Source organism: Mucilaginibacter sp. NFX135 (assembly GCF_048565145.1).
Classification (GTDB): Bacteria; Bacteroidota; Bacteroidia; order Sphingobacteriales; family Sphingobacteriaceae; genus Mucilaginibacter.
On record NZ_CP183412.1, the window covers coordinates 1,114,910 to 1,139,436 of the forward strand.

General features: G+C 43.6%; 21 protein-coding genes. 17 read left to right on the forward strand and 4 right to left on the reverse strand.

Annotated elements, in window-relative coordinates; all coding sequences use genetic code 11:
* The first annotated feature begins 7 nt into the window (after positions 1-7).
* The 15 genes from ACNURT_RS04875 to ACNURT_RS04945 all read left to right on the forward strand — a co-directional run bounded on the left by ACNURT_RS04875 (position 8) and on the right by ACNURT_RS04945 (position 17,491).
* A complete protein-coding gene (locus ACNURT_RS04875) occupies positions 8-1,006 on the forward strand; it encodes a hypothetical protein (protein WP_419700785.1) in 999 nt (332 codons plus the stop codon).
* A 137-nt stretch (positions 1,007-1,143) separates the two neighbouring features.
* Positions 1,144-1,635: a cytochrome P460 family protein gene (locus tag ACNURT_RS04880; protein ID WP_419700786.1), complete on the forward strand. Its 492-nt coding sequence runs from the start codon at positions 1,144-1,146 to the stop codon at positions 1,633-1,635.
* 557 nt (positions 1,636-2,192) lie between these two features.
* Entirely contained in the window at positions 2,193-2,945 is a 753-nt protein-coding gene (locus ACNURT_RS04885) for an ROK family protein (protein ID WP_370994964.1), read from the forward strand.
* A 22-nt stretch (positions 2,946-2,967) separates the two neighbouring features.
* Entirely contained in the window at positions 2,968-4,971 is a 2,004-nt protein-coding gene (gene tkt / locus ACNURT_RS04890; protein ID WP_419700787.1) for a transketolase, read from the forward strand.
* A 116-nt stretch (positions 4,972-5,087) separates the two neighbouring features.
* Positions 5,088-5,795, forward strand: a complete 708-nt coding sequence (rpiA, locus tag ACNURT_RS04895) for a ribose 5-phosphate isomerase A (RefSeq protein ID WP_419700788.1) — start codon at positions 5,088-5,090, stop codon at positions 5,793-5,795.
* A 314-nt stretch (positions 5,796-6,109) separates the two neighbouring features.
* Entirely contained in the window at positions 6,110-7,207 is a 1,098-nt protein-coding gene (tal, locus tag ACNURT_RS04900) for a transaldolase (protein ID WP_419700789.1), read from the forward strand.
* A gap of 7 nt (positions 7,208-7,214) precedes the next feature.
* Positions 7,215-7,841, forward strand: a complete 627-nt coding sequence (locus ACNURT_RS04905) for an HAD family hydrolase (protein ID WP_419700790.1) — start codon at positions 7,215-7,217, stop codon at positions 7,839-7,841.
* 152 nt (positions 7,842-7,993) lie between these two features.
* Positions 7,994-9,415: an NADP-dependent phosphogluconate dehydrogenase gene (gene gndA / locus ACNURT_RS04910; protein ID WP_370994959.1), complete on the forward strand. Its 1,422-nt coding sequence runs from the start codon at positions 7,994-7,996 to the stop codon at positions 9,413-9,415.
* Between the two features lie 182 nt (positions 9,416-9,597).
* Positions 9,598-11,115 (forward strand): glucose-6-phosphate dehydrogenase, encoded by a 1,518-nt coding sequence (zwf, locus tag ACNURT_RS04915; protein WP_370994957.1) that lies wholly within the window; start codon positions 9,598-9,600, stop codon positions 11,113-11,115.
* A gap of 105 nt (positions 11,116-11,220) precedes the next feature.
* Positions 11,221-11,952 (forward strand): 6-phosphogluconolactonase, encoded by a 732-nt coding sequence (gene pgl, locus ACNURT_RS04920; RefSeq protein ID WP_419700791.1) that lies wholly within the window; start codon positions 11,221-11,223, stop codon positions 11,950-11,952.
* A 490-nt stretch (positions 11,953-12,442) separates the two neighbouring features.
* Positions 12,443-13,342, forward strand: coding sequence for a helix-turn-helix domain-containing protein (locus ACNURT_RS04925; protein ID WP_419700792.1), 900 nt, complete (start codon positions 12,443-12,445; stop codon positions 13,340-13,342).
* 427 nt (positions 13,343-13,769) lie between these two features.
* The gene (locus ACNURT_RS04930) at positions 13,770-14,630 is read left to right on the forward strand and encodes an SDR family NAD(P)-dependent oxidoreductase (protein ID WP_419700793.1); all 861 of its coding nucleotides are present in this window, start codon (positions 13,770-13,772) and stop codon (positions 14,628-14,630) included.
* Between the two features lie 53 nt (positions 14,631-14,683).
* On the forward strand, positions 14,684-15,526 hold the full coding sequence (locus tag ACNURT_RS04935) for an oxidoreductase (RefSeq protein ID WP_419700794.1): 843 nt from the start codon (positions 14,684-14,686) through the stop codon (positions 15,524-15,526).
* A 2-nt stretch (positions 15,527-15,528) separates the two neighbouring features.
* Positions 15,529-15,771 carry an Atu4866 domain-containing protein gene (locus ACNURT_RS04940; RefSeq protein ID WP_419700795.1) on the forward strand — a complete coding sequence of 81 codons (243 nt, stop codon included), beginning with the start codon at positions 15,529-15,531 and terminating at the stop codon, positions 15,769-15,771.
* 97 nt (positions 15,772-15,868) lie between these two features.
* Positions 15,869-17,491 (forward strand): NADP-dependent glyceraldehyde-3-phosphate dehydrogenase, encoded by a 1,623-nt coding sequence (locus ACNURT_RS04945; protein WP_419700796.1) that lies wholly within the window; start codon positions 15,869-15,871, stop codon positions 17,489-17,491.
* 33 nt (positions 17,492-17,524) lie between these two features.
* On the opposite strand, the gene ACNURT_RS04950 is transcribed toward ACNURT_RS04945, so the two are convergent.
* On the reverse strand, positions 17,525-18,151 hold the full coding sequence (locus tag ACNURT_RS04950; protein WP_419700797.1) for a DUF2306 domain-containing protein: 627 nt from the start codon (positions 18,149-18,151) through the stop codon (positions 17,525-17,527).
* Positions 18,148-20,067: a WG repeat-containing protein gene (locus ACNURT_RS04955; RefSeq protein ID WP_419700798.1), complete on the reverse strand. Its 1,920-nt coding sequence runs from the start codon at positions 20,065-20,067 to the stop codon at positions 18,148-18,150. Before ACNURT_RS04955 ends, ACNURT_RS04950 begins: the two co-directional genes overlap by 4 nt.
* Positions 20,068-20,254: 187 nt before the next feature.
* Between ACNURT_RS04955 and ACNURT_RS04960 the strand changes: the two genes are divergently transcribed.
* On the forward strand, positions 20,255-20,800 hold the full coding sequence (locus ACNURT_RS04960) for a peroxiredoxin (protein ID WP_419700799.1): 546 nt from the start codon (positions 20,255-20,257) through the stop codon (positions 20,798-20,800).
* Positions 20,801-20,951: 151 nt separating this feature from the next.
* Complete coding sequence (locus tag ACNURT_RS04965; protein ID WP_419700800.1) at positions 20,952-21,536, forward strand: carboxymuconolactone decarboxylase family protein; 585 nt, start codon at positions 20,952-20,954, stop codon at positions 21,534-21,536.
* A gap of 265 nt (positions 21,537-21,801) precedes the next feature.
* On the opposite strand, the gene ACNURT_RS04970 is transcribed toward ACNURT_RS04965, so the two are convergent.
* Positions 21,802-23,349: a DHA2 family efflux MFS transporter permease subunit gene (locus ACNURT_RS04970; RefSeq protein WP_419700801.1), complete on the reverse strand. Its 1,548-nt coding sequence runs from the start codon at positions 23,347-23,349 to the stop codon at positions 21,802-21,804.
* Between the two features lie 113 nt (positions 23,350-23,462).
* On the reverse strand, positions 23,463-24,524 hold the full coding sequence (locus ACNURT_RS04975; protein WP_370994947.1) for an HlyD family secretion protein: 1,062 nt from the start codon (positions 24,522-24,524) through the stop codon (positions 23,463-23,465).
* Between the last annotated feature and the right edge of the window lie 3 nt (positions 24,525-24,527).

The window sequence follows — 24,527 nt, forward strand, 5'->3', positions numbered from 1 at the left end:
TAAACCGATGATGTCTCCTAAATCACTTACTAAAACACGATGGATCATAGATGCAAATCGTGTAATTGTATATCCCCATCGAGTATCTTACATACTCGCGGTAGTTGTAGCCCTTGTGTTTGCGGGAATTATGGTGCTTTATATAACAAACGTACACGGCGACACAGCTGTTTCCATTCCCTTTTTTATTTTCCTGGTCATAATACCCGTGTTATTTTTCGCTTTCGGAAATACCTATGTGGAGTTTGATGGCTCCAGGGGTACTATGCAAAAAAAACTCTTTGGATTTATCCCCGTTAAAACCATGCCCATGAGCGCGCTTTTTGGCATTAATGTGGTTACCACAACAGGGGGCTATAATTACAGGCTGTTTTCAAAAAAAGACAGGTATGGTAAAGGTATCCTCGTTTCATCGGGTTATACTAAAAAAACCGATACCAATGCGCAGGCTTTTGCAGAGCAGGTAATACCGGTTGTACACGGCTATCTGGATCAGTATGGTTCTGTGGTTGATAGCGCGCCGCAACCTATTACCTCCTATAAATATTATACCCATACAGGTGGCTCCTTCACCATAAAAAAAAGAAAAACAGGGCTTATTATTTTTGGCATCTTATTTTTGGCTTTCGGCATTCATGAATTGGTCAATCCCTGGATGAAAGACGTAAGCATCCTGCAAAAAGTACTGGTTACTGTGGTTTGTGCGGGCATAGGCCTGGGATTTATGCACGCCGCTTTTTCCTCCATAGTTTTTGATACAGGAGCCGGAGTTATTAAAAGAACAGGCCCTTTAGGGTGGGGTAACAAAACAATCTCATTTAATGATTTTGCCGGTTTCCAAACCATACGTAAAAGTACCAATTCGGTGTATACAGGTACAGAAATACATCTGTATTATCGCATACCTGATACACAACAACAGGCGAGCATGATGTTGCAAGTGCTAAAATCAAGCGAGCAAATAGAGCGCTTTTTGGAAGAGACAAAGAGCATCATGAATATTTGACGATGGTAAGGTCTCCCGCTGTTGTAAGCGCTTGTGGTTATCCTAATTCGCTATAATGCTTTTTAAAGGTGATATTGGCATAATATGTTTATTATCAAATATTTGTAGATTTGATAGAGCCAACTAAACCCAAACCTATGAAAAAAGTACTTATAGTAAGCTTGCTGAGCTTAGTAGTTATTATGATGTATTCATTTACCCGGGCCGAAAAGAAAAGCCCGGAGGGTATCCTGATTCCGGAAGGTTATCGTAATTGGACGCATGTGAAAACGGCGGTCAATAATCCCGCTTTTGCGTCACATTCTGGGTTTCATCATATCTACGCCAATTCAAAAGCGCTGGATGGTTATAAAACAGGCCGGTTTGCCGATGGAGCTATCATTGTATTTGACGTACTGGAATCCCTCCCTCAAAAAAACGGGGATATGTACGAAGGCAAAAGAAAGCTGATAGACATCATGGTTAAAAACAGCTCGCGGTTTAGCGAAACAGGCGGCTGGGGATACGAAGAGTTTACGTACAGCGATAGTGTAACTACAAAGGCCTTGCATCCCACAAAAGAACAATGCTTTAACTGCCACAACACCCGCAAAGCAAGTAGCTTTATTTTCAGCAGTTATCGGAGTTAAGAGGTCAAGGCCTGTCAGTGGTTCGACAGGGCTCACCATGACATCCATATTAGCGCAAGTCTTGTGTGTGGACCTGTGGGTTGATGACTTGCGCTTAAATACCAGGTATAGAAGTCACAAGTCAGCCTTTACCCACAAAGTCGCTATACAAGACTTGCGCCACTTGATGCGCCTTTACAATTGAAGATATATGGCTTCCTGGTCAAAAAAAGCCATGATTTGTGTATTTAATGTCAGGAAAAACGATAAAATCGTTTGATAAATTGCTAAAAAAAGCTAATCAAAGTCATCTTTTATTGAAAAACTCTTAATGGAAGCGGGTTTTATGTCGTTTTTGCAATTTTTGAGTAAAAATACTTTGATTTTCTGTTTGAAAAGTAAAAAGCAACGCTAACTTTACCCTTGTAATGTTGATTGCTTATTGTATTACTTACACTTGCGTTAATTACATATTTAACAATCAGATATTATTAAAAATGTGATATTTACGTGCCCGGGGAAAACCAGGTGGTCAAATTGATTGTCAGGTGCACCTAAAATCCGGTTAAATCTATATAATGAAAAACAATATGCCAACCAAGCTAAAAGTCCTCTCAATCGATATCGGTGGATCACATATCAAAGCCACCATCCTAAACGAAAAGGGTGAGCTAAAAATGGATTACGATAAAATTGTAACCCCAGCGCCCGCCAGCCCCGAAAATGTAATAAAGGCCATCAAAACCCTGGTAAAGGATTTTCCGGCTTATGATTATATATCGGTAGGTTTTCCGGGATATGTAAAAAATGGTGTCATCAAAACAGCGCCCAACCTGAATACTAAATTATGGGCTGATTTTGACCTGAGAAAAAAACTAAGCGAGGCTTTAGGTAAACCAACCAGGGTAGTAAACGATGCTGATATGCAGGGCCTGGGTGTGGTTGATGGCAAGGGGCTGGAAATGGTGATAACCCTGGGCACCGGTTTTGGCACCGCTTTGCTGATGGATGGCCATTTATTGCCCCACCTGGAATTGTCGCAATTGCCTGTTAAAACCGATAGAAATTATGATGAATACATAGGCGAAAAAGCGCTGGAAAAACATGGCAAGGAAAGATGGAACAAGCGGATGGAAAAAGTTTTTGAGATTTTAAAAACCGTATTCAATTACGATACTTTATATATTGGCGGCGGCAATTCAGACAAGCTTACTTTTAAGCTGGATAAGAACATGAGGATAGTGACCAATGCCGACGGTATAAAAGGCGGCTCCAGACTATGGCTGTCTGACGCGGAGAGTAAAATTACAAAAGCAACACCAACTAAATAAAATCATACACACCGAATTAACAATGGAAAATTCTAAGGACATTGAAAAATTGGCGATAGATACCGTACGGGTATTATCGGCCGATGCAGTACAAAAAGCAAACTCTGGTCACCCCGGCACCGCGATGGCGCTTGCACCGATGGGTCACGTTTTATGGTCGAAATTTTTAAACTATAACCCTAAAAACCCGGATTGGGCAAATCGCGACAGGTTTATCCTTTCGGCAGGTCATGCCTGTATATTACAGTACAGCTTTTTGTATTTAACGGGGTATGATTTGAGTTTAGATGATATCAAACAATTCCGCCAGCTCAACAGCAAAACCGCCGGTCACCCGGAATATGGTTTGGCTCCTGGTGTTGATGTTACTACCGGTCCGCTTGGGCAAGGCTTTGCCAATGGCGTAGGTTTTGCCATTGCGCAAAAACATTTGGCAGCACGTTACAACAAACCAGGTTTCGACCTTTTTAGCTATAATATTTACGCGATCACCAGCGATGGCGACATGATGGAAGGTGTAACATCAGAAGCAGCATCATTAGCAGGTCATTTGCAGTTAGGTAACCTGATCTATCTGTATGATGATAACCACATCTCTATTGAAGGCAGTACCGACATTGCCTTTAACGAAGATGTAAGCGCCCGTTTCCGTGCATACGGCTGGCAGGTGCAGGAAGTAAATGATGTAAATGATACCCATGCTTTAGAGCTGGCGCTGATCAACGCTAAATCAGAAACACAAAAACCATCATTGATCCGCGTTCGTTCATTAATCGCTTACGGCAGCCCAAATAAATCAGGTACTGCCGGTTCACACGGTTCGCCGCTGGGTGCCGATGAAATTAAGCTGGTTAAACAATTCTTTGGTTTCGATCCTGAAAAATCATTCAACGTGCCTGATGAAGTAATCAAATACTACCACGAAAAAGGCGCGAAAGGCGAAGGCAAAGAAGAAAAATGGAACAAATTATTTGCCGATTATAAAGCCAAATATCCAGAACTGGCTGCCGAGTACGAAGCCGCATTTAAAGGCGAACTGCCAGCTGGCTGGGCAGATAAATTGCCGGTATTTAAAGGCTCAGACCCTAAAATGGCAACCCGCCAGGCATCTGGTAAAGTGCTGAACGCTATAGCTCCAGCTTTACCCAACCTGATCGGCGGCGCGGCTGACTTAGCCCCATCAACAGAAACCAACCTGAAAGAATATACTTCATTCACTTCCGAAGACAGGCATGGCCGTAACTTCCACTTTGGTATCCGCGAGCATGCCATGGGTTCGGCTTTAAATGGTATGTCGTTAACCAAAGGTTTGCTGCCGTTTGGCGCTACCTTCCTGCAATTTGCTGATTATATGCGCCCGCCGATCCGTTTGGCAGCCATTATGAAGATCAGCCCGATATTTGTTTATACGCATGATAGTATCGGTTTGGGCGAGGACGGTACAACCCACCAGCCTATAGAGCACTTATCAACGTTGCGCGCAATCCCTAACGTAACCGTTATCCGTCCGGCTGATGCCAACGAAACCAGCCATGCATGGCGCGTAGCTATCGAGAAAAAAGGTGGCCCGACTGTATTGATATTCACCCGCCAGGGCTTGCCTATCCTTGACCAGGATAAATATGGTAAAGCCAGTGATCTGGAAAAAGGCGCCTACATTGTATCCGAAGGCAGCAAAGGTCCGGATTTGATCCTGCTGGCTACCGGTTCTGAAGTATCCCTGATTATGCAGGCCCAGGAAAAACTGGAAGCCGAAGGTATCTCAACCCGTGTGGTAAGTATGCCATCATGGGAGCTGTTCGAGAAACAGGATGCTGCTTATAAAGAAAAAATATTACCAAAAGCAAGCCGCAAGCGTTTAGCTGTAGAAATGGCATCCCCAATGGGCTGGCATAAATACACTACCGACGAAGGCGATATGCTGGGTATGACCACCTTTGGTGAGTCGGCACCTGCTGAAGATCTGTATAAACACTTTGGTTTTACAGTTGAAAACGTAGTAGCCCGCGCTAAGGCGCTTTTATAAGATGTGCAGATTTCAGATGTGCAAATGTGCAGATGATAGATAGGCAGATGTTTGGATGGATGCGTTCCTTAAATCATCTGCACATCTGAAATCTGCACATTTGAAATCTAAAAAATATGGATTGGAATAGCAATTTAATCAAGAACCTGGAATGGTCGTCGGAGATCACCCACATCAGCGGTAAGCAAAAGGTGGCCGATGAAATTGCCGCGAAGGTAAAGGATGGCGATATCCTGGGCGTTGGCTCGGGTTCAACCGCGTACCTGGCCCTTGTTGCTATTGCCAAAAGGATAAGGGAAGAAAAGCTGAACGTAAAAGCCATCCCTACATCGCTGGAGCTATCCATGTTTTGCAGCAAGCTGGGTGTACCTTTAACAAGCCTCTACGAAAACAAACCCGACTGGCTGTTTGACGGCGCCGATGAGGTGGATCCCAACAACAGCCTGATCAAAGGGCGCGGCGGGGCTATGTTTAAGGAAAAACTGCTCATCAGCTCAAGCAGGGTGAGCTATATTATTGTTGACGATTCGAAAATGGTAACTAAATTAGGTTCGAATTTTCCCGTTCCGGTTGAAGTGTTTCCGCAAGCTTTGTTGTATGTAGAAAAAGAACTGCAGCAATTAGGCGCCAACAACATCCTGCTGCGCCCGGCAAAGGGTAAAGACGGACCTGTAATTACCGAGAACGGCAACATGATACTGGATTGCAAATTTGATGAGATCGGCAGTACGATGGAGCGGGATATCAAATCCATCACCGGCGTTATTGAAAGCGGGCTTTTTATAGGATATAACCTGCAAATTTTGATGGCATCGAATACGTAGGGGGGGATGGATGAAGGATTTTTGGAGCAAGGAACAAGGACTCTGAAAAGAAAAAGGGTGTCATGCTGACAGCCTCTCCCGTTGTTTGTGTCCTCACAAACAACCCGCGTTTGAGCAATCTGAATAGTTGTTTGTGAGGACACAAACAACAGGGGGACGAGCTAAATGATACTCAGGTTACCTATTTTACAATATAAATTAGGAACTTTACTTATCAATATAAATGCAGGCGGTTTGGGAGGTAAAACCGCCATCTGCACAAAAATACATCTACCTCATAAATTGAATTGTGAACTTTAAAACAACCAAATAAAATGGCAACTAATAATGTAAAGCAAATACATAGTTTCGGACAAAGCATCTGGCTTGATTTTATTGATCGGGAGATCATGGCATCCGGAAAGTTACAAAAACTGATAGACGAAGATGGCGTTAGAGGCGTAACCTCAAACCCGGCTATTTTTGAAAAGGCCATCACCGGCAGCTCAGATTATGATAACGATATTGCTGAATTGTCAAAAGCTACCGACGACAACGAACAACTGTTTTTTGGTCTGGCCATAAAAGACATTCAACAGGCAACAGATCTGTTTAAAGGTATCTATACCGAATCAAATAAAGTTGATGGGTATGTGAGTCTGGAAGTTTCTCCGTTTTTAGCTTTGGATACCGAAGGTACCGCCAAACAAGCCGAAGAACTTTGGAAAAAAGTTGACCGTAACAACGTAATGATCAAAATTCCGGGAACTCAGCCAGGTTTAGCTGCCATCAGGCAGTCGATCGCTAAAGGTATCAACATCAACGTAACCTTATTATTTGGTTTAGAGCGTTATGAGGCCGTTACCGAAGCTTACATTTCTGGTTTAGAGGATCATTTGGCTGCCGGTCATGAGATCGCTCATATCGCGTCAGTAGCCAGTTTCTTCCTGAGCCGTATCGACGTGATTGTTGATCCGCTGCTGGAAGCTAAAGGCGAAAAAGACCTGGTTGGCGAAGTGGCTATCGCTTCTGCTAAAAAAGCATATGAAATTTACAAAAGGGTGTTCAGCACCGAAAGATGGAAAAAACTGGAAGCAAAAGGCGCTCAACCGCAACGTTTGCTTTGGGCAAGTACCGGCAGTAAAAACCCGGCTTTCAAAGACACCAAATATGTAGAGGCCCTGATCGGTCCGGATACTGTGGATACCGTTCCTTTGGAAACTGTTGAGGCATTCCGTGATCATGGTATTGCTGCCAATACATTAGAATCCGGTTTAGATAAAGCCACCGAAACTTTGGCTAAATTAAAAGGTCTTGGAATTGATCTGGACGCTATCACCCAGCAACTGGAAGATGAAGGCATCGAGAAATTTAACAAGCCATTTGAAAAATTATTGAACGCTATTGAGGAGCAAAAAAGCAAAGTAAGCTAATTGCTCCATGGAAGCTGCAAATATTAAAATCCTCTTTTTTGACGTTGGTGGCATTTTGCTCACCAACGGCTGGGGGCGCGACTCGCGTAAGCTGGCCTGCGAAAAATTCGGGCTCGATCAGGCTGAAGTGAACGAACTTCATAATTTCATTTTCAACGTATACGAAATTGGCAGCATTACGCTTGACGAATACCTGGATACGGTAATTTTTAACCATCCGCGCGATTTTGTGCGCGAAGACTTTAAGGAGTTTATGTATGCCCAGTCGGTTGTATTGGGCGATACATTAGCCTGGCTTAAGGAATGGAAAAAGGATTGCGGTTTCCGCATCATTTCGGTAAACAACGAAGGTAAGGAGCTGAACGATTACCGGGTTAAAAAGTTCAAACTGCATGAGTGTTTTGACGCTTTTGTATCATCGTGCGAAGTAAAAATGCGCAAACCCGATCCGGGTATCTGGCAGCTGGCCATGGGTGTTGCCCAGGCTTCGCCGCAGCAATGCGTGTATTTTGACGACCGTATGATGTTTGTGAACACCGCCCAGAAACTGGGGATCCGCGCGTTTCAGCATACCGATTTCGAGACCACCAAAAAAATATTAGAAGATCTGAAAAAAGAGAACGGTGTTCATTAGTTCAATGGTTCATTAGTTCATTGGTGAGTGGTTTATTAAATGCTCATTGGAAAGGCCCAATGAACTGATGAACAAATGAACCAATAAACTAACGAATGAACCAACAAGCTAACTAATGAACCAATGAACAAATGAACCAATAAACTAACAAGATGAGCACAACAGATAATAAATATGCTTTCGGTATGATAGGCCTGGGTGTTATGGGCCGAAGCTTGCTGCTGAACATGGCCGACCACGGTTTTGCAGTAGCCGGGCATGATAAAGATACCACCAAGGTAGCATCACTTAACGAAGAGGCTGGCGACCGTGCCGCTAAAGGTTTTAGTGATGTAAAAGAATTTATCCAGAGTTTAACCACACCACGTGCCATCATGATGCTGGTACCGGCCGGTAAAATTGTAGATAGCGTTATTGAAGAGCTGACTCCGCTATTGGAGAAAGGCGATATATTGATAGACGGTGGTAACTCACACTTTACCGATACTAACCGCCGTGTAGAAGAACTGGAAGCCATTGGCCTGCATTTCTTTGGCATGGGTGTTTCTGGTGGCGAAGAAGGTGCACGCCGCGGCCCGAGCATGATGCCGGGTGGCGATAAAGATGCCTACAACGTAATGAAGCCTATTTTTGAGGCTATTGCCGCCAAAGTTGATGGCGTACCTTGCGTAACCTATATCGGTCCGGGTGCATCTGGTCACTTTGTTAAAATGGTGCATAACGGTATCGAGTATGGTATTATGCAGCTGATAGCTGAAACCTACGAGATCCTGAAAAAAGGTTTGAAACTTCACAACGACGAGATTGGTAAAATTTTCGCCGAGTGGAACGAAGGCCGTCTGCAATCATTCCTGCTGGATATCACCAAGGATATTTTCAAATTCAAAGCTCCGGGTACCGATCATTTATTGTTAGATGATATTAAGGACGAAGCCCGTGCCAAAGGTACCGGTAAATGGACATCGCAAGTGGCTATGGATCTGCAGGCTCCTATCCCTACGGTTGATACCGCGGTAGCTATGCGCGACCTGTCGAAATATAAACAACTGCGCGAAAAAGCTGCTGCATTGTACGCTAAAGACCCAATTGTGCTTGATGCTGATAAAGACGAGCTGATAGCAGCTTTGGAGCAGGCATTTTACTTCACCATGATCATCAGCTACGCGCAGGGCATGCATTTATTGTCAAACGCGTCGGCAGAATATAAATATGATCTGCACCTGGGCGAAATTGCCAAGATTTGGAGAGGCGGCTGTATCATCCGTTCAAAATTCCTGAACGATATTTTCAAAGCTTACGAAAAAGATGCCAAACTGGAACACCTGCTGTTGGATTCCAACGTACAATCCATAGTGGAAAGCGTGGTACCGGGCATCAGAAAAGTATTATCAAAAACTATTGCTGCCGGAGTAGCTGCACCAGCCTACGCCGCGTCATTAAGTTACTTTGATGCTTTCCGCAGTGCAAGGATGCCATCAAACCTGATTCAGGCTCAGCGCGACTATTTTGGCGCGCACACCTATGAGCTGATCGGCAAAGAAGGCACCTTCCATACACAATGGGCAGCTGAATGAGGGCTTTTTGGAGCAAAGATTTTTGGAGCAAGGAACAAGGATTTTTAGAACAAAGATAAAAGGACTTTTTAGAGCAAAGATACAAGGAATAAAGAGCAAGGACCGGAAGAACATGGATAGAAGGAGTAAAGAAAAATCCTTGCTCCTTGTTCCCCAAATCCTTACTCCCTAAAAAAACAACAATGAGCACACAAACTAAATCAGATCCTACTATATTCATCATTTTTGGTGGCACAGGGGATTTAAATTCACGGAAAATTGCACCGGCCCTTTATAATCTGTTTTTAGATGGATGGCTGCCAAAACAATATTCCATTATAGGAACCGGTCGTACCAAACTTACCGACGAGCAATTCCGCGAGAATTTGCATAACGATATCAACCAGTTTTCGCGCAGCGGTAAGGTAGATGAAAAAAAATGGGCCGAATTTCAGGCAAATATCTACTACCAGGTATCGGATGCCAATGATTTTGAAACTTACAAAGAGTTTGGCAAACGTATCGAAAAACATAACGCCGACTGGAAGGCTAAAGCCAATGTGCTGTTTTACCTGGCTGTGGCGCCAAATTTCTTCCCGATCATCGCCTCGAACATATCAAAAGCCAAGCTGGCCGATGATAAAAAACGCGTACGGATCATTATCGAAAAACCATTTGGTCACGATCTGGAAACTGCCAAAGAACTGAACAAGCTATTGTCTGGCATCTTTGATGAATCACAGATCTATCGTATCGACCATTACCTGGGTAAAGAAACCGTTCAAAACATTATGGCTTTCCGCTTTGCCAACTCCATTATGGAGCCACTGTGGAACCGTAACTATATTGAACACGTACAGATCTCGGTTACCGAGCAACTGGGCGTGGAAGAACGCGGCGATTACTACGACGGATCGGGCGCTATGCGCGATATGATCCAGAATCACCTGCTGCAATTGCTTTGCCACGTAGCCATGGAACCGCCTGTAAGCTTTAATGCCGATGAAGTGCGCGACCGCAAGGTTGACGTATTAAAGGCCATGCGTAAGTTTGGTCCGGAAGATGTACGTAACTCGGCCGTTAGGGGCCAGTATGGCAGCGGCTGGATGAAAGGTAAAGAAGTACCGGGCTATCGCGAAGAACCAAAAGTTAATCCGGAATCAAACACCGAAACTTTTGCCGCTATCAAATTTTTTATTGATAACTGGCGCTGGCAGGGTGTTCCGTTTTACCTGCGTACAGGTAAACGCATGCACCAATCATCATCGGTTATTACCATCCAGTTTAAGGATGTACCACACTTGATATTCCCCACCGAGGCCGCCGAAAGCTGGCAGCAAAACAGGCTCATCATCAGCATACAGCCCGAAATGAGCATCCGTTTGCAGGTACAGGCTAAACGTCCGGGTATTGATATGGTGCTAAACGCTGTGGATATGGTGTTTGACTATAAAGGTACTTATACCAACCAGGCGCCAGAAGCTTACGAAACACTGATACTGGATACCATGCTGGGCGATCAAACCCTGTTTATGCGTGGCGACCAGGTAGAAGCTGCATGGGAACTGGTTATGCCGATCCTGAGCACCTGGCAAAATAAAAAGAGCCTGAATTTCCCTAACTATTCTGCCGATTCATGGGGACCGGAAGCCGCCGAAGCACTAATTGCCCGCGACGGATTTACCTGGTTCACCTTGCCGGTAAATGGGAAAAAAAGTTAATAATGAGAGTGGTGAGTTGTGAGTGGTCAGTTTTGAGTTCTATCAAAAGAAAGCATACGGAACAACCACTCACAACTCTCTACTCACAACTCACTACTCACAACCATGAAATTAAATATTTCTAATACTGCCGATGAAGTACTAATTGCCCTGGCAGATTATTTTGTTAAAATAGGCAACGAATCCATCAATGCGAGGGGTAAGTTCACCGTGGCATTATCAGGCGGCAGTTCACCAAAAAAACTGTATGAGTTGCTTGCATCTACCTCCTATGCCGACCAGCTCGACTGGGAAAAAGTATATTTCTTTTTTGGCGATGAGCGCAATGTACCGCAGGATCATAAGGACAGCAATTACCTGATGGCCAAAAAGGCCCTGTTTGAGCCTTTGCTGATCAGTCCGGCCAATATATTTGCTGTTGATACCACGTTTGAACCGGCAGAGGCTGCGGCCAAATACTGGAACCTGATCAGCACCTTTTTTGACGAGGATGAGCCAAGCTTCGACCTGATATTATTAGGCCTGGGCGATAACTCGCACACGGCCTCCTTATTTCCGCATACACCGGTATTGCATGATACCAAACCTGGTGTAAAAGAAGTTTGGCTGGAAGATCAGCAGGTATGGCGTATTACGCTGAACGCACCATTAATCAACGAGGCTCGCTATATCGCGTTCCTGGTTTATGGTGAAGGTAAAGCCATTGCCGTACACCACGTACTGGAAGATGCTGAGGATATTGAAGAATACCCTGCCCAACTGATCGATTCCATCGCCGGCGAAACCCTCTGGTTTTTAGATGAAGCCGCTGCTGCTGATCTGGAAGAGCAGGAATAATTGCAGTCTGAAATCAATCAAAGAATAATGTAGAGACGCATCACATGCGTCTCTTTTTTTGTGCTATAGCAAAATAAACTTGTCATCCTGAACGCAGTGAAGGATCTTCTTCGCTATGAATACCGCTGGCTTGTCATCTGAAGAAGATCCTTCGTTCCTCAGGATGACATTCTTATCTACTTGCACAGAGCAGGGCCTGTGCGATTCCTTCCCTCGGGAAGGAAGGGGTTTCGCAAACGAGTAATCTCCCGACATATCAAATGGATCGGTTTGTGATTTCTGAAATATCCTGACCCTGATCTCCACTCATCAAAACCTTACTAAAACTGTGTTAAAATTTGTTAAAAAGTGTTAAAACGGGTAGTTTCTGAACAAATTCTGGTGATAAAACAGGCCAAAAATCGGTAGAATTTGTTAAAATACAGGGTCAAAATGACCTTAAGTAGACAATGCTGATTTGTGTCTGTGTTTGAATTTTGTAACTTTGGGTATGGCAACAGAAACACTCGAAGATTTTTACCGAAATAAATTTGACTGGCTGCCCAACAACCTGCAGCAAAACATAGGTCACTTTAACGTTTTCAGGATTGAGGATTGCATTGGCCCCAACGCTAAACCAGTTACCTATAGCCGCAGAAGCTTTTATAAGATCAGTTTGATGCGTGGTGAAAACATTATTCACTATGCCGATAAAAGCATTACGCTGTCGGGCACTTCGCTGATGTTTTTTAGTCCGCATGTGCCTTATACCTTTGAGCATATGTCTGATGACCGTACGGGTTTCTTCTGCATCTTTACCGAAGCTTTTTTTACCGAACGTTTTAGGGGCGGTTTAAGCGAACTGCCCATGTTTGCCCTGGGCGCTAAGCCGGTATATGCCCTGAATGATGATCAGGACAGGTATGTAACCGGGTTATTTACCAAAATGCTGGATGAAATAGGCTCCGATTACGATTTTAAATACGACCTGATCCGCAATTACGTGACCGAAATGGCCTATTATGCCCTCAAAACGCAACCATCAGAAAACGTATATAAACACGCCGATGCCAAAAGCCGCATTACTTCGGTATTTACCGAACTGCTGGAGCGCCAGTTTCCGATAGAGAACCCGGCACAGCGGTTTTCCCTGCGCTCGGCCAATGATTTTGCCCAACGCCTTTCGGTACATGTAAACCACCTGAACCGTGCCATCCGCGAAACTACCGGCAAAACCACTACCGATCATATTGCCGATCGTTTGCTCAGTGAAGCCAAATCCCTCCTCAAACACACTGACTGGAATATCTCAGAAATAGGCTATTGCCTGGGTTTTGAAGAGCCAACGCACTTTAATAACTTTTTTAAGAAACAAACCCAGCTCACGCCATCGTCATTCAGGAATGTTTAATTCCAAACGCAGTAGATTAGCTGATGTGGCCAGGCCTCTTGGTCTCCACGCGTCATTGCGAGGTACGAAGCAATCTCTATGCTATACAGGGCCGATCTGTAAGTCGGGGATTGCTTCGTACCTCGCAATGACGCGTGGAGAGAAAGGTTTTACCCTCTTTCCGCCGCAGGCGAAGAGAGGGTCGCCCAGCGAAGCGCAGGCGGGGTGAGTCGTTTGCGATATGTGGTTTTGAATTGCAACCTTGCATTTGTTTTCCTAACCGCAATTCGTTATATTTGTTATAACCGCGCTATATAATTCTCCCCAAAGCAAAAGTAAAACACCCAGTAAAATTCAAATTGTTTGAATTTCGTAACCATTGGTTTGATTCGCGTAATGCACAGGCTTGCCTGCCACCCTACCTTTGTTCTATCAATTAGAACAAAAAATGGACAACAACAAAAAAGTATGGTTTATTACTGGCGCCTCCAAAGGATTTGGGCTCAGTTTAGTGAAACAATTACTGGATGCTGGTCAGCTTGTTGCCGCCACCTCCAGAAATCAAGAGGAGTTAATAAAAGCAGTTAACACTCCAAACATTAATAACTTTTTACCGCTACAGGTTAATCTGGTGAACGAAGCCAGTGTATCATTGGCCCTGCAGCATACCAATGAAACTTTTGGCCGGATAGATGTAGTGATCAATAATGCCGGTTATGGTATAGGCGGCGCTATCGAGGAGCTGACCGACAAAGAAACCCGCACAGCATTTGACGTAAACGTATTTGCCACCCTAAATGTCATCAGATTTGTGATGCCTTATCTGCGCAAACAACGTTCGGGGCATATCATCAATATATCGTCTATAGCGGGTATTGCCCCTGGAACCGGTTGGGCTATTTATGGAGCCGCTAAATACGCGGTGATCGGCCTGTCCGAAGTATTGGCAGCCGATGTAAAAGCCCTGGGTATTAAGGTTACGGTAGTTGCACCGGGCGCGTTCAGGACCAGTTTCCTGACACCAGATTCACTAAGCATGACCGAAAACCCGATAGCCGATTACACGGATGTGCGGGAAACGCATGCCAAATACCTGAAAATGGATGGCGAGCAGGCCGGTGATCCGGAAAAAGCCGCTGCATCTATCATCAAAATTGTGGGCGAGGAAAATCCTCCATTGTATTTGCTGTTAGGTGGCGATGCTTATAACCGGGCTTTAACCAAATTGGATTCACTGTATAAAGAGATCCACCAGTGGGAAGAGCTTACCTGTTCAACAGATCTTGAGCACGACTTACAGGTTAAATAAAAACCTTATCCCAACCCTGTATCTATCCATAAACATAAAAACAAAAACAAAAAATGAGCAATAAAAAAGTTTGGTTTGTAACCGGTGCCTCCAAAGGCCTGGGACTTAGCCTGGTAAAAAGATTATTAAACGAAGGCTACCAGGTAGCGGCCACCTCAAGAAGCCTGAGCGACCTGACTAAGGCCGTAGGCAGCCAAAGCGAGCAGTTTTTGCCGCTGGTAGTGAATATCAAAAACGAAGAAAGCGTACAAAACGCTATAGAATTGACCATAAATACTTTTGGTAAAATTGATGTAGTAGTGAACAACGCCGGCTACGGCTTGGTTGGTGGCCTTGAAGAATTAACAGACGCCGAATTGCGTGATAATTTTGAAGTAAATGTTTTCGGTTCCTTAAACGTGATCCGCAAGGCATTGCCTTATCTGCGTGAGCAACAATCCGGACATATCCTGAATATATCATCAATCGCAGGCTTTACCGGAAGTTTTCCCGGTTTCGGGATCTATTGCGCTACCAAATTCGCGGTGAATGGTTTTTCGGAATCGTTGACCGAAGAAGTAAGGCCGTTTGGTATCAAGGTAACAATAGTGCAGCCAGGCTATTTCCGTACCAATTTCCTGTCGGAAGGGTCCTTGATCACTCCAAAGAACCCTATCGCTGCTTATCAAAACGTGCGTGATATTCAGGATTTTCATCAAAACAGCATGGATCAGCAGCAGGTAGGAGATCCCGAAAAGGCAGCAGAGGCTATGATCAGGATCACCAATGAGCCGGAAGCCCCACTCAATTTATTTTTAGGTGCCGATGCTTATGAACTGGCTACTAAAAAAATAGCCGCTGTTCAAAGCGATCTGGAAAACTGGAAAGAATTAACAACCTCAACAGCAATAGCATAAATATGGAAAAGGATCAACATATAGGCGTTTGGGTAACAAGTGATGGTTACATACGCCATGAGTTATTACCAAACGGCCGCTATGTTGAGGCCCGCGGTAACCGAAAGATGGCTTACACCGGCTTTTACAGCATTAGGGATAAGCATATCGAATATCTGGATGATACCGGCTTTACCGCCGATGGCGATTTTGACGGTAACGTGTTTTACCATGCCGGTATGGTATTGTATAAAGAATCGGCCTGAATTGAAAATTTATCAACAAAAATGGAACTGAATAAAAAGACTTGATAATAAAAGGGGGCTTTCTTTATCTTTATAGAAATTCTAACCCCAATATAATATGAGTTTTCAAGATCAGATCAGTTCGATATTTGTGGAGGAAAGCCAGATACCGGCCGAATTCCAGATATCAGAAGTGCATCAGCGCGAATACCTGTGTGATGGAGAGATGAAGCCCTGGAACGGGCCTGTGACCGAAGTGTATTCGCCTGTTTGTTTTCCCGGCCCGGATGGGTTTAAACGCAAGCTAATAGGTACTTATCCTATCTGCACCGAAACAGAAGCTAATGATGCCCTGGAGGCAGCCATTACCGCCTACGACAATGGGCGCGGCGAATGGCCTACCATGAGCATTGATGGCAGGATAAAATGCATGGAGCGTTTCATCTATAAAATGATTGAGCAGCGCAGCCTGGTGGTAAAGCTCCTGATGTGGGAGATTGGCAAATCATACGGCGACTCGGCAAAGGAATTTGACCGTACCATCGAATACATCAACGCTACCATTGATGCCCTGAAGGCGCTCGACCGTAAATCGTCCCGCTTTGAAATGGCCGAAGGCTTGATCGCACAGATCCGCCGCTCACCGCTGGGCGTGGTGCTTTGTATGGGGCCGTTCAACTACCCGCTTAACGAAACTTTTACAACCCTGATACCTGCCCTTATTATGGGCAATACCATTTTATTTAAACCGCCTAAGCATGGTACGCTGTTACATTATCCCCTGCTAAGGGCCTTCCAGGAATCGTTCCCTAAAGGTGTGGTGAATACCGTTTATGGTCGTGGCGCGGTAGTTACCCCCGGACTGATGCAAACCGGCAAAATAAATGTGCTGGCCTTTATAGGCTCCAGTAAAGTAGCTAACGATCTGAAAAAGCGTCACCCTAAAATAAACCGGTTAAGAGCGGTATTAAGCCTGGATGCAAAAAACGCGGCTATTGTTACCAAAAATGCCGACCTGCAACTGGCCGTGAGCGAATGCGTTTTAGGCGCCCTGTCATTTAACGGACAGCGTTGTACAGCCATCAAAGTAATATTTGTGCATAAAGATGTAGCCGATGAATTTTTAAAACTACTGAGCGAGGCTGTATCTAAACTAAAATTTGGCCTGCCATGGGATAAGGACGTAAAACTTACTCCAATGCCCGAGCCTAATAAGGCCGAATCGCTGACAGAAATGGTTGATGATGCTATAGCTCATGGCGCAAAAATCATTAATGAAAATGGTGGCGAAAGCGTTGCCTCATTCTATTACCCGGCTATTGTTTACCCGGTGAACGAAAAAATGAAGCTATACCGCGAAGAACAGTTTGGTCCGATTATTCCTGTAATTCCGTTTGAATCGATAGAAGAGCCGATTGAATATCAGATCGATTCGCCGCATGGTATGCAGGTGAGTATATTCAGTAACGATGCCCAGGAGATCTCATCATTGATCGATCCGTTTGTAAATCTGGTAAGCCGTGTAAACATCAACAGCCAGTGTCAGCGCGGGCCCGATGTGTTTCCATTTACAGGTCGTAAGGACAGTGCCGAGGGTACACTTTCGGTATTTGACGCGCTGCGGGCATTTTCTATCCGCTCATTGGTTGCCACCAAACTGAACGAAACTAATAAACAGATCATCAACGAAATTGTGAACGGCAGCGATTCCAATTTCCTGAGCACGAAGTTTATATTGTAGGCCCCCCACCCCCTAAAGGGGGAGCGATTTGCTTTATCGTTCCCCCTTTAGGGGGTTAGGGGGTATTAACTCTACCAGCAATAAATTGGGCACCCAGCTTAAAAAAGCGATGATGAGATAATTATTCTCAAAATTTACGCCGTTGCCTAAAACGGTAAACAACCATATATAAAAACGTAATGTTACCGCGGCAAAGGCCAGTGCGTAACTACGTCGCATCATTTTAACGTGCTCATCAATTTTACCGTTCTTTACCAGCAGAAAAGCAGATAGCGTAAAAGCCACCCACAAGGTATTTTGTATTAAAAAGGAAGCGAAAACGCCCTTACCCCGGTTGATGAACAGTGTCATGACATAAGCGCCTGGTGCGGCAAAAAATAAAACGCCAAAAACATACAATTTGCCCAATGCCCTATGCAGCGGACGATTACTATACACCTTTTTTGAAAACTGGAAAAAGCCGGCCAGCAAAATAATACTGCTGCCAAAAATATGGCAGTAAAAGGCCGGCATGTACCAGCCTGTTTCAATGGCCGCCTGCTTAAAGCTCAAAAAAACGGTGTCCTGCTTAAAATTTAGGTATTGAGCAAAAGTACCCAGGCTCAATACCACTATCCAAAAGAATGCGAAATACCGTAGTAGGCGGGCTGTAATACTCATTTGGCCGCTAATGTATTGGCTTTTTGCGCGTTTAGTTTGTTGTTGATAAAGTTGATGTTGTATTTATCAATAACTGTCAGGGAATCATCAACGTTAGCCAGGTTGCCTTTATCATACCTGTCAAAATGGTTCACAAATATGTCGTTCCAACGTTGGTTTTTAAACTTGTATTGGTACGATGCATAGATCTCATTTTTCATCAGCTGCAGGATGGCTGGGGTAGCATGGTCAACGGTTCGGCTATTTGATTGGTTTTTAGTGTAGCGGGAGAGTACATAACAATTTTGTAAATAGGAATCGTCCAGTTTTACGTATTGCGTTGGAAATATGCGTTGGCCCTTTTGATATACTGGTGCCAGTTTGCCATCTTTTATTTGCAGGTAATAATAATACGGCCCCTCATCCAGAGTTTCGGTCGTATCTAATAGGGATTGATAGAATTGCGATGTGGTTTTAAACTCAAATAACGAATCATTGAGCGCTCTTAGTGAGTTTTCATTACATGACCCAGACAGAGCGCCACCGCCTTCACCATCGCCCATGTAAGCACTTGCGTTAAAACCCAGTAGCCGGTTTTGTTTTTTATCAACTAAAAGTACTTCTTTAGTAGTGTACAGACCTGATCGCCCGCCCAAATAATCATCCGCTATGGAGTAAAAAGCGCTTTCAAACCAATTATCTCCTGGTTGTTTAGTACCGCTAAAGGTAATGGCCAGGCTTAAACTGCCTTCTCCATCGCCTTCGTCCATGCTTTTTACACCTTTTCTCAAAGGATTTTGGAAATCGATCAATTTGGAGGTGATCTGCCAGTCGGTTAAATAAGAAGGAGGTATCAATATAGAAGAGGTCCTTTCCCTGCTGTTATACTCCATAATGTTCTTTGAACTCTTATCCGAAAGTTTAGCAGATGATCCGTAGAGTTTTATTTTAGGTAGCACATCGGCTATCTTAAAGTCGATTAGTTTTTCGCTTACGGTCAGGTCTTTTTTCAGGTAAAAATAGTCGTCTTGTTTTTTGAGTAAAGCCAGGTTCTCCTCGTCATTCAGTGGATAAAGCTGGTCATAATCAACAGGTACTACCAATTTGCCAGTCAAGTCAAAAAGGCCTCTTTTACTGCCTTTTTCAACCTCTATCAGTCCATCCACTGTTCGGCCGATATTGTGTATCAGGTCGTATTCCGGTGGAATGATCTCTTTGAGTTCCGGATTTAAAAGCGCCATCTGATGGGTGGGTACTTTACCATCTTTATTATCAACTCCCCAATAAGTTTCCTTTTCAAGCGGACTTTTTGATACATAATAATAGGTTTTACCATCCATATGTTCAAACCACAGCACGGTATCATACCTGGTTTTTAGTTTTTCGGCAGTTTTAAAGGCTGCCAGGGTAATTGGTGCATAAATATCCTTCTCGGGTATGGTTTTATTGATCACTTTGTTTTGAAACGCAACATAGCCCTTTACAAAATCAGTAGCATTTACCTTGCTTATCTTGTATTGATGGCTGCCTGTTTTGTGGATAGTGAATACAAGGGTTGCTTTTTCGGCCGTCAAGGCTTTATGATCAAAGGTTGCAATAATATTGGTGGTAGCCAGTTCCGGATTTATAAATTTAACTGTGGCATCTTCGGTATTTAAGCTTACTTTAAAAATAGGGCTTTCTTTACCGCCTGTGTTGGTTTTATTGGTAAGCACCTTCAACAGCGCTTTTACCAGTCGGGCACTTTTTTGATCTGCCTCAAAATAAACACTTGCCGAATCGATATTACCTGCCTGTATCTGCACGTTAAAGGCATTTAAGAACCGGGTTATTTCGCCTTTTTCTGGCTTAGTTAGGTATTTGCTACGGATAAATAAGAAGCCGCACACCAGGATGACTGCAGCAACTACTATTATTATGACAGGTTTAGTTTTCATACAACCAAGGTAAAGTTTTTTTTCAATTGAAAAAGATCATTGAAACAGGTGAAAATCAGGCGGATAGAAAAGGGCTATATGATATAGGTCATATATAGAGAAAATTGATACCGCATAGATTTTTAGAATTAATAGCTTTCTTTAAAAAGCGTATATTTGTTGCATAAATAATAATAAAATAGCTAATATGTTAACGATAGGACAAAAATTCCCTCAATTTTCTAAAACCGCTGTAGTAAGCCTTGAAAAAGGTAAAGAGTTTGAAACACTAACTTCTGATTACCTGGTGAACGACGATAACGTTTGGACCGTAATGTTCTGGTGGCCAAAAGATTTTACATTTGTTTGCCCAACTGAAATTGCTGAGTTCAACAAAAACTATGGTGAATTCCGCGATCGTGAAACTCGTTTAATTGGTGCTTCTACAGATTCTGAATTTGTACACGCTGCCTGGAGACGCGATCATGATGATCTGCGCGATCTGAAATTCCCGATGCTTGCTGATACTTCAAAATCATTAGCAGAAGATCTGGGCATATTGGAACCAACCGAAAAGATTGCATACCGTGCTACTTTCATTATTGACCCTACAGGTATTATCCGTTGGGTATCTGTTAACGATTTAAGCGTTGGCCGTAATGTTAAAGAAGTTTTACGTGTACTTGATGGTTTACAAACAGATGAGCTTTGCCCTTGCAACTGGGAAAAAGGACAAGAAACACTTACTGTTTAATACCCCTATTATACTATATATCCTCGTGCAAAAATTTGCGCGGGGATTTTTTTTAAGCCGAATACAAGCTGAAAGCTTAAGGCATAAAGCCGAAAGCTTTTAAAACAACCCGCTTTAAGCCTTCGGCTTTTAGCTTTAAGCACAAAAAAATATGAACGAAAGCACCGAAGTGATCCAGGAATTGCTGGAAAGTATTGGAATAGATAAAAACTATAGAACAGAGGCTCTCAGCCTGCTTGAAAAAGGCGAATCACGTTATCTGCGCGACCTGAAGCTGAATTTTACAAGCACCCTTACATCGGCCCACCTAAGTACTAAAGAGTGTGCCTTGTTAGGACTAAGCACAGCGGTTAATAATAATAACACACCGCTTACCGTTTTTTTTACCAGGTATGCCCAGGAACAGGGTGCCGACGCTGCTGAAATAGCAGAAGCCGTTGGTTGCGCCTCTTTATTGGCCTCGAACAATGTATTCTACAGGTTCAGGCATTTTACGCAGAAAGAAAAATATACCCAGATCCCGGCCCGTATCCGTATGCAGCTGATGATGAAGCCGGTAACCGGTAAGGAGTTTTTTGAATTAATGAGTCTGGCCATATCCGCGGTTAATGGTTGCGAAATGTGTGTGAACGCGCATGAGGACTCATTGATAAAATTATCCACTACTGAGGAGCGTATTTTTGACGCTGTGCGTATCGCATCGCTGATAACATCTGCCGGTAAAGTGATTTTTTGAACGAATAAGTCAGGATTTAATAAAAAAAGGCATGAGATTTAAAAATTTCATGCCTTTTTCATAAATTATGCTTAAATGCTTAATTAAATTTGCGTTTGTTAATTAAAAACTTCTAAATTTATACCTAAGATTAAACGCCCCCTGGATCTGCAGAATCTTTTCATAAAGCAAAGTGTTTACGGGAGGCAGTACTTAAATTTTAATTGTTAATTTTTTTTGGGGAAAGCCGTTCCTGGTAATAGAGGAACGGCTTTTATCGTTTTTATTAGTGCGCGTCTACCGGCATTTTAACAGCCTTTTTAAATGGCTGCAGATATAATAACGGTATCGAGAACAACATCACTAAACCAGATATCCAGTAGGCATCATCATAAGTTAACAGCAATACCTGCCGGGTAACGGCGCCTTCTATAGCTCCATAAGCCATGCGGGTAGCATCAATCAATGAATGTCCCTTAGCCATAAAACCATGCAAATAGGCATTAAAGCGCTCTGTAAACGCCGGATTGGTTGATGTAATATTGGTTAAAAGATTATTGCGGTGCAATCCCTGGCGAACGTGAATAATGGTTGTAAGGGTGGCAATACCAAACGAACCGCCTAATTGGCGCATCATGTTATTTAAGCCGGTTCCCTGTCCAACTTCGGGACCTTTCAGATCGGCAATTGCCAGCGTAGTTAATGGTACGAATAATAAAGCCATACCTACACCGCGTATAACCAGTGGTATAAAAAAGTCGCCTGTACCTACCGCCAGCGTTGAATTGCTGAGCATGGTGGTAAATACAAAGAACAGGAACATACCGGCCGTTGCCATAAACTGGGCAGGGATACCCTTATTAAGCATTTTGCCTATAAACGGCATCATGATAATGGTACATAAACCACCCGGAAACAGGATCTCGCCCGTTTGCTGCGCCGTAAAGCCGAGCAGGTTCTGGCAAAATACCGGGAACACAAACACCGATCCATACAACCCAAATCCGAGTATAAAGGAAGTGAACATACCTACCGCGAAGCTTCGGTGCCTTAATATGGCAAAGTTTACTATCGGGTAATCGATGCTCATTTCGCGCCATATAAAAAGGATCAAGCCTAATATGGCGGTAATAGTGAGCACGGTGATATAGGTTGTAGCAAACCAATCTTCAGTTTCGCCTTTTTCCAGGATGGTTTGTAAACTACCAACGGATATGGCCAGGAACAGAATCCCCCACCAGTCCACGGGTTTTCCTTTCTCGTCTTTCGGTGTTTCGCGCACAAAGGTATAGGCAAAAAACGCAGCTATGGCACCTACGGGAATGTTTACATAAAATATCCAGCTCCAGTTTAAGTGGTCGGTTATATAGCCACCTATGGTAGGCCCCACAGTTGGCCCTACTACCGCGCCTAAACCAAATAACGCGGTAGCTGTACCAATTTGCTCACGCGGCCAGGTTTCAATAAGTATAGCCTGTGAAGTTGATATCAAACCACCCCCGGCTATACCCTGTATGATCCGGAACAATACCAGCTCGCCCAGGCTTGTAGCATTACCGCACAAGAATGAAGCAATGGTAAAAACGATAATTGATGTTATAAAATAATTTTTACGCCCGAAACGATTGCCAAGCCAACCCGACATCGGAAGTACGATTACGTTGGCAACAGCATAACCGGTAACTACCCAGGCAACGTCTTCAAGAGTTGCCCCCAGGTTACCCTGTATCTTGGGCAACGCTACATTCACAATGGTGGTATCAATCAGCTCCAACAACGAAGCCGTAATTACCGTGATTGTGATGATCCATTTTTTAAAGCCTGTTTCAGCCATATTACATTAAATTCTAAATTCCTAAACTTTAAATCAGAACCAGAACTTACAGAATTAAAGAATTAACAGAATAATAAATCCGAAATCCTAAACCCGAAATCCCCAATCCTCGATTATCCTTTAATTACAGATACTTTTACGCTCATACCCGGGCGCAATTTGTCAAGAGTTGCTTTATCAGCTTTTATTTTTATTTTAACAGGTACACGTTGCACAACTTTTACAAAGTTACCGGTGGCGTTATCTGGTGGTAGTAAAGAGAATTTTGCACCTGTAGCAGGCGAAAAATTGTAAACTTCGCCTTCCAGTTTCAGATCTGGGTAAGCATCAACTTCGATGTCAACTTTCTGACCACTTTTCATGTCGTTCAGTTGGGTTTCTTTAAAGTTGGCGGTAATGTACAGGCTGTTATCGTTAATGATGGAGAACAGTGTTTGTCCTGCCTGCACCAATTGACCCAATTGGATGCTTTTTTTAGATACCAGGCCAGCAGCCGGTGCTTTAATAGTGGTATAGCTTAATTGCAGTTTAGCAAAATCAATATCCACTTGCTTTTGGGTTACACCGGTATGGGTAACTTTTAATTCGCTGCGTGTAGTACCAATTTGTTCCTGTGCGGCTTTGTACTGATCTTGTGATGCACGTAAAGTAGCTTTAGCCACATCCAGATCGGCTTTAGCCTGATCAAATTGCTGCTGGGTTACAGAACCATCTTTTACCAGGTTGGCATAGCGGTTGTAATCCTTTTGTACTTTATCTAAACGGGCGGCGTTTGAGGCAACCTGCGCTCTTGCACTTGCTGAGTTAGCTTCGTTAGCGTAAATCTGTGATTGATTTACGTTGATACCGGCGCTTGCGCCTACTTGCGCGGCCTGTGCCTGCTCCAATTTAACTTTATAGTCACGGTCATCTATCTTAACCAGTACCTGATTGGCGTTTACGTGAGTATTTTCTTCAAAATAGATCGAATCAACATAACCTCCAACGCGGGTAACAACCGGGCTGATATCGCCATCGATCTGCGCGTCGTCGGTATCAATATGCTTACCGAAATATATATATTCTTTGATACCGAAAATGATACCTCCAACAAGTAGTATACCTAATATGATAGGGATAACTTTATTCGGTTTCTTTTTTGGTGTTTGTTCCTGTGTTTCGTGTTCCTTTGCCATTGT

Bases quoted from the DNA above. Each gene is read 5' to 3' on its own strand.
- ACNURT_RS04960 (WP_419700799.1), top strand. From the start codon at position 20,255: ATGTTAACGATAGGACAAAAATTCCCTCAATTTTCTAAAACCGCTGTA.
- pgl (WP_419700791.1), top strand. From the start codon at position 11,221: ATGAAATTAAATATTTCTAATACTGCCGATGAAGTACTAATTGCCCTG.
- ACNURT_RS04965 (WP_419700800.1), top strand. From the start codon at position 20,952: ATGAACGAAAGCACCGAAGTGATCCAGGAATTGCTGGAAAGTATTGGA.
- zwf (WP_370994957.1), top strand. From the start codon at position 9,598: ATGAGCACACAAACTAAATCAGATCCTACTATATTCATCATTTTTGGT.
- rpiA (WP_419700788.1), top strand. From the start codon at position 5,088: ATGGATTGGAATAGCAATTTAATCAAGAACCTGGAATGGTCGTCGGAG.
- tkt (WP_419700787.1), top strand. From the start codon at position 2,968: ATGGAAAATTCTAAGGACATTGAAAAATTGGCGATAGATACCGTACGG.
- ACNURT_RS04885 (WP_370994964.1), top strand. From the start codon at position 2,193: ATGAAAAACAATATGCCAACCAAGCTAAAAGTCCTCTCAATCGATATC.
- ACNURT_RS04975 (WP_370994947.1), bottom strand. From the start codon at position 24,524: ATGGCAAAGGAACACGAAACACAGGAACAAACACCAAAAAAGAAACCG.
- ACNURT_RS04945 (WP_419700796.1), top strand. From the start codon at position 15,869: ATGAGTTTTCAAGATCAGATCAGTTCGATATTTGTGGAGGAAAGCCAG.
- ACNURT_RS04905 (WP_419700790.1), top strand. From the start codon at position 7,215: ATGGAAGCTGCAAATATTAAAATCCTCTTTTTTGACGTTGGTGGCATT.
- ACNURT_RS04935 (WP_419700794.1), top strand. From the start codon at position 14,684: ATGAGCAATAAAAAAGTTTGGTTTGTAACCGGTGCCTCCAAAGGCCTG.
- ACNURT_RS04880 (WP_419700786.1), top strand. From the start codon at position 1,144: ATGAAAAAAGTACTTATAGTAAGCTTGCTGAGCTTAGTAGTTATTATG.
- gndA (WP_370994959.1), top strand. From the start codon at position 7,994: ATGAGCACAACAGATAATAAATATGCTTTCGGTATGATAGGCCTGGGT.
- ACNURT_RS04875 (WP_419700785.1), top strand. From the start codon at position 8: ATGATGTCTCCTAAATCACTTACTAAAACACGATGGATCATAGATGCA.
- ACNURT_RS04955 (WP_419700798.1), bottom strand. From the start codon at position 20,067: ATGAAAACTAAACCTGTCATAATAATAGTAGTTGCTGCAGTCATCCTG.
- ACNURT_RS04925 (WP_419700792.1), top strand. From the start codon at position 12,443: ATGGCAACAGAAACACTCGAAGATTTTTACCGAAATAAATTTGACTGG.
- ACNURT_RS04940 (WP_419700795.1), top strand. From the start codon at position 15,529: ATGGAAAAGGATCAACATATAGGCGTTTGGGTAACAAGTGATGGTTAC.
- ACNURT_RS04930 (WP_419700793.1), top strand. From the start codon at position 13,770: ATGGACAACAACAAAAAAGTATGGTTTATTACTGGCGCCTCCAAAGGA.
- ACNURT_RS04950 (WP_419700797.1), bottom strand. From the start codon at position 18,151: ATGAGTATTACAGCCCGCCTACTACGGTATTTCGCATTCTTTTGGATA.
- tal (WP_419700789.1), top strand. From the start codon at position 6,110: ATGGCAACTAATAATGTAAAGCAAATACATAGTTTCGGACAAAGCATC.
- ACNURT_RS04970 (WP_419700801.1), bottom strand. From the start codon at position 23,349: ATGGCTGAAACAGGCTTTAAAAAATGGATCATCACAATCACGGTAATT.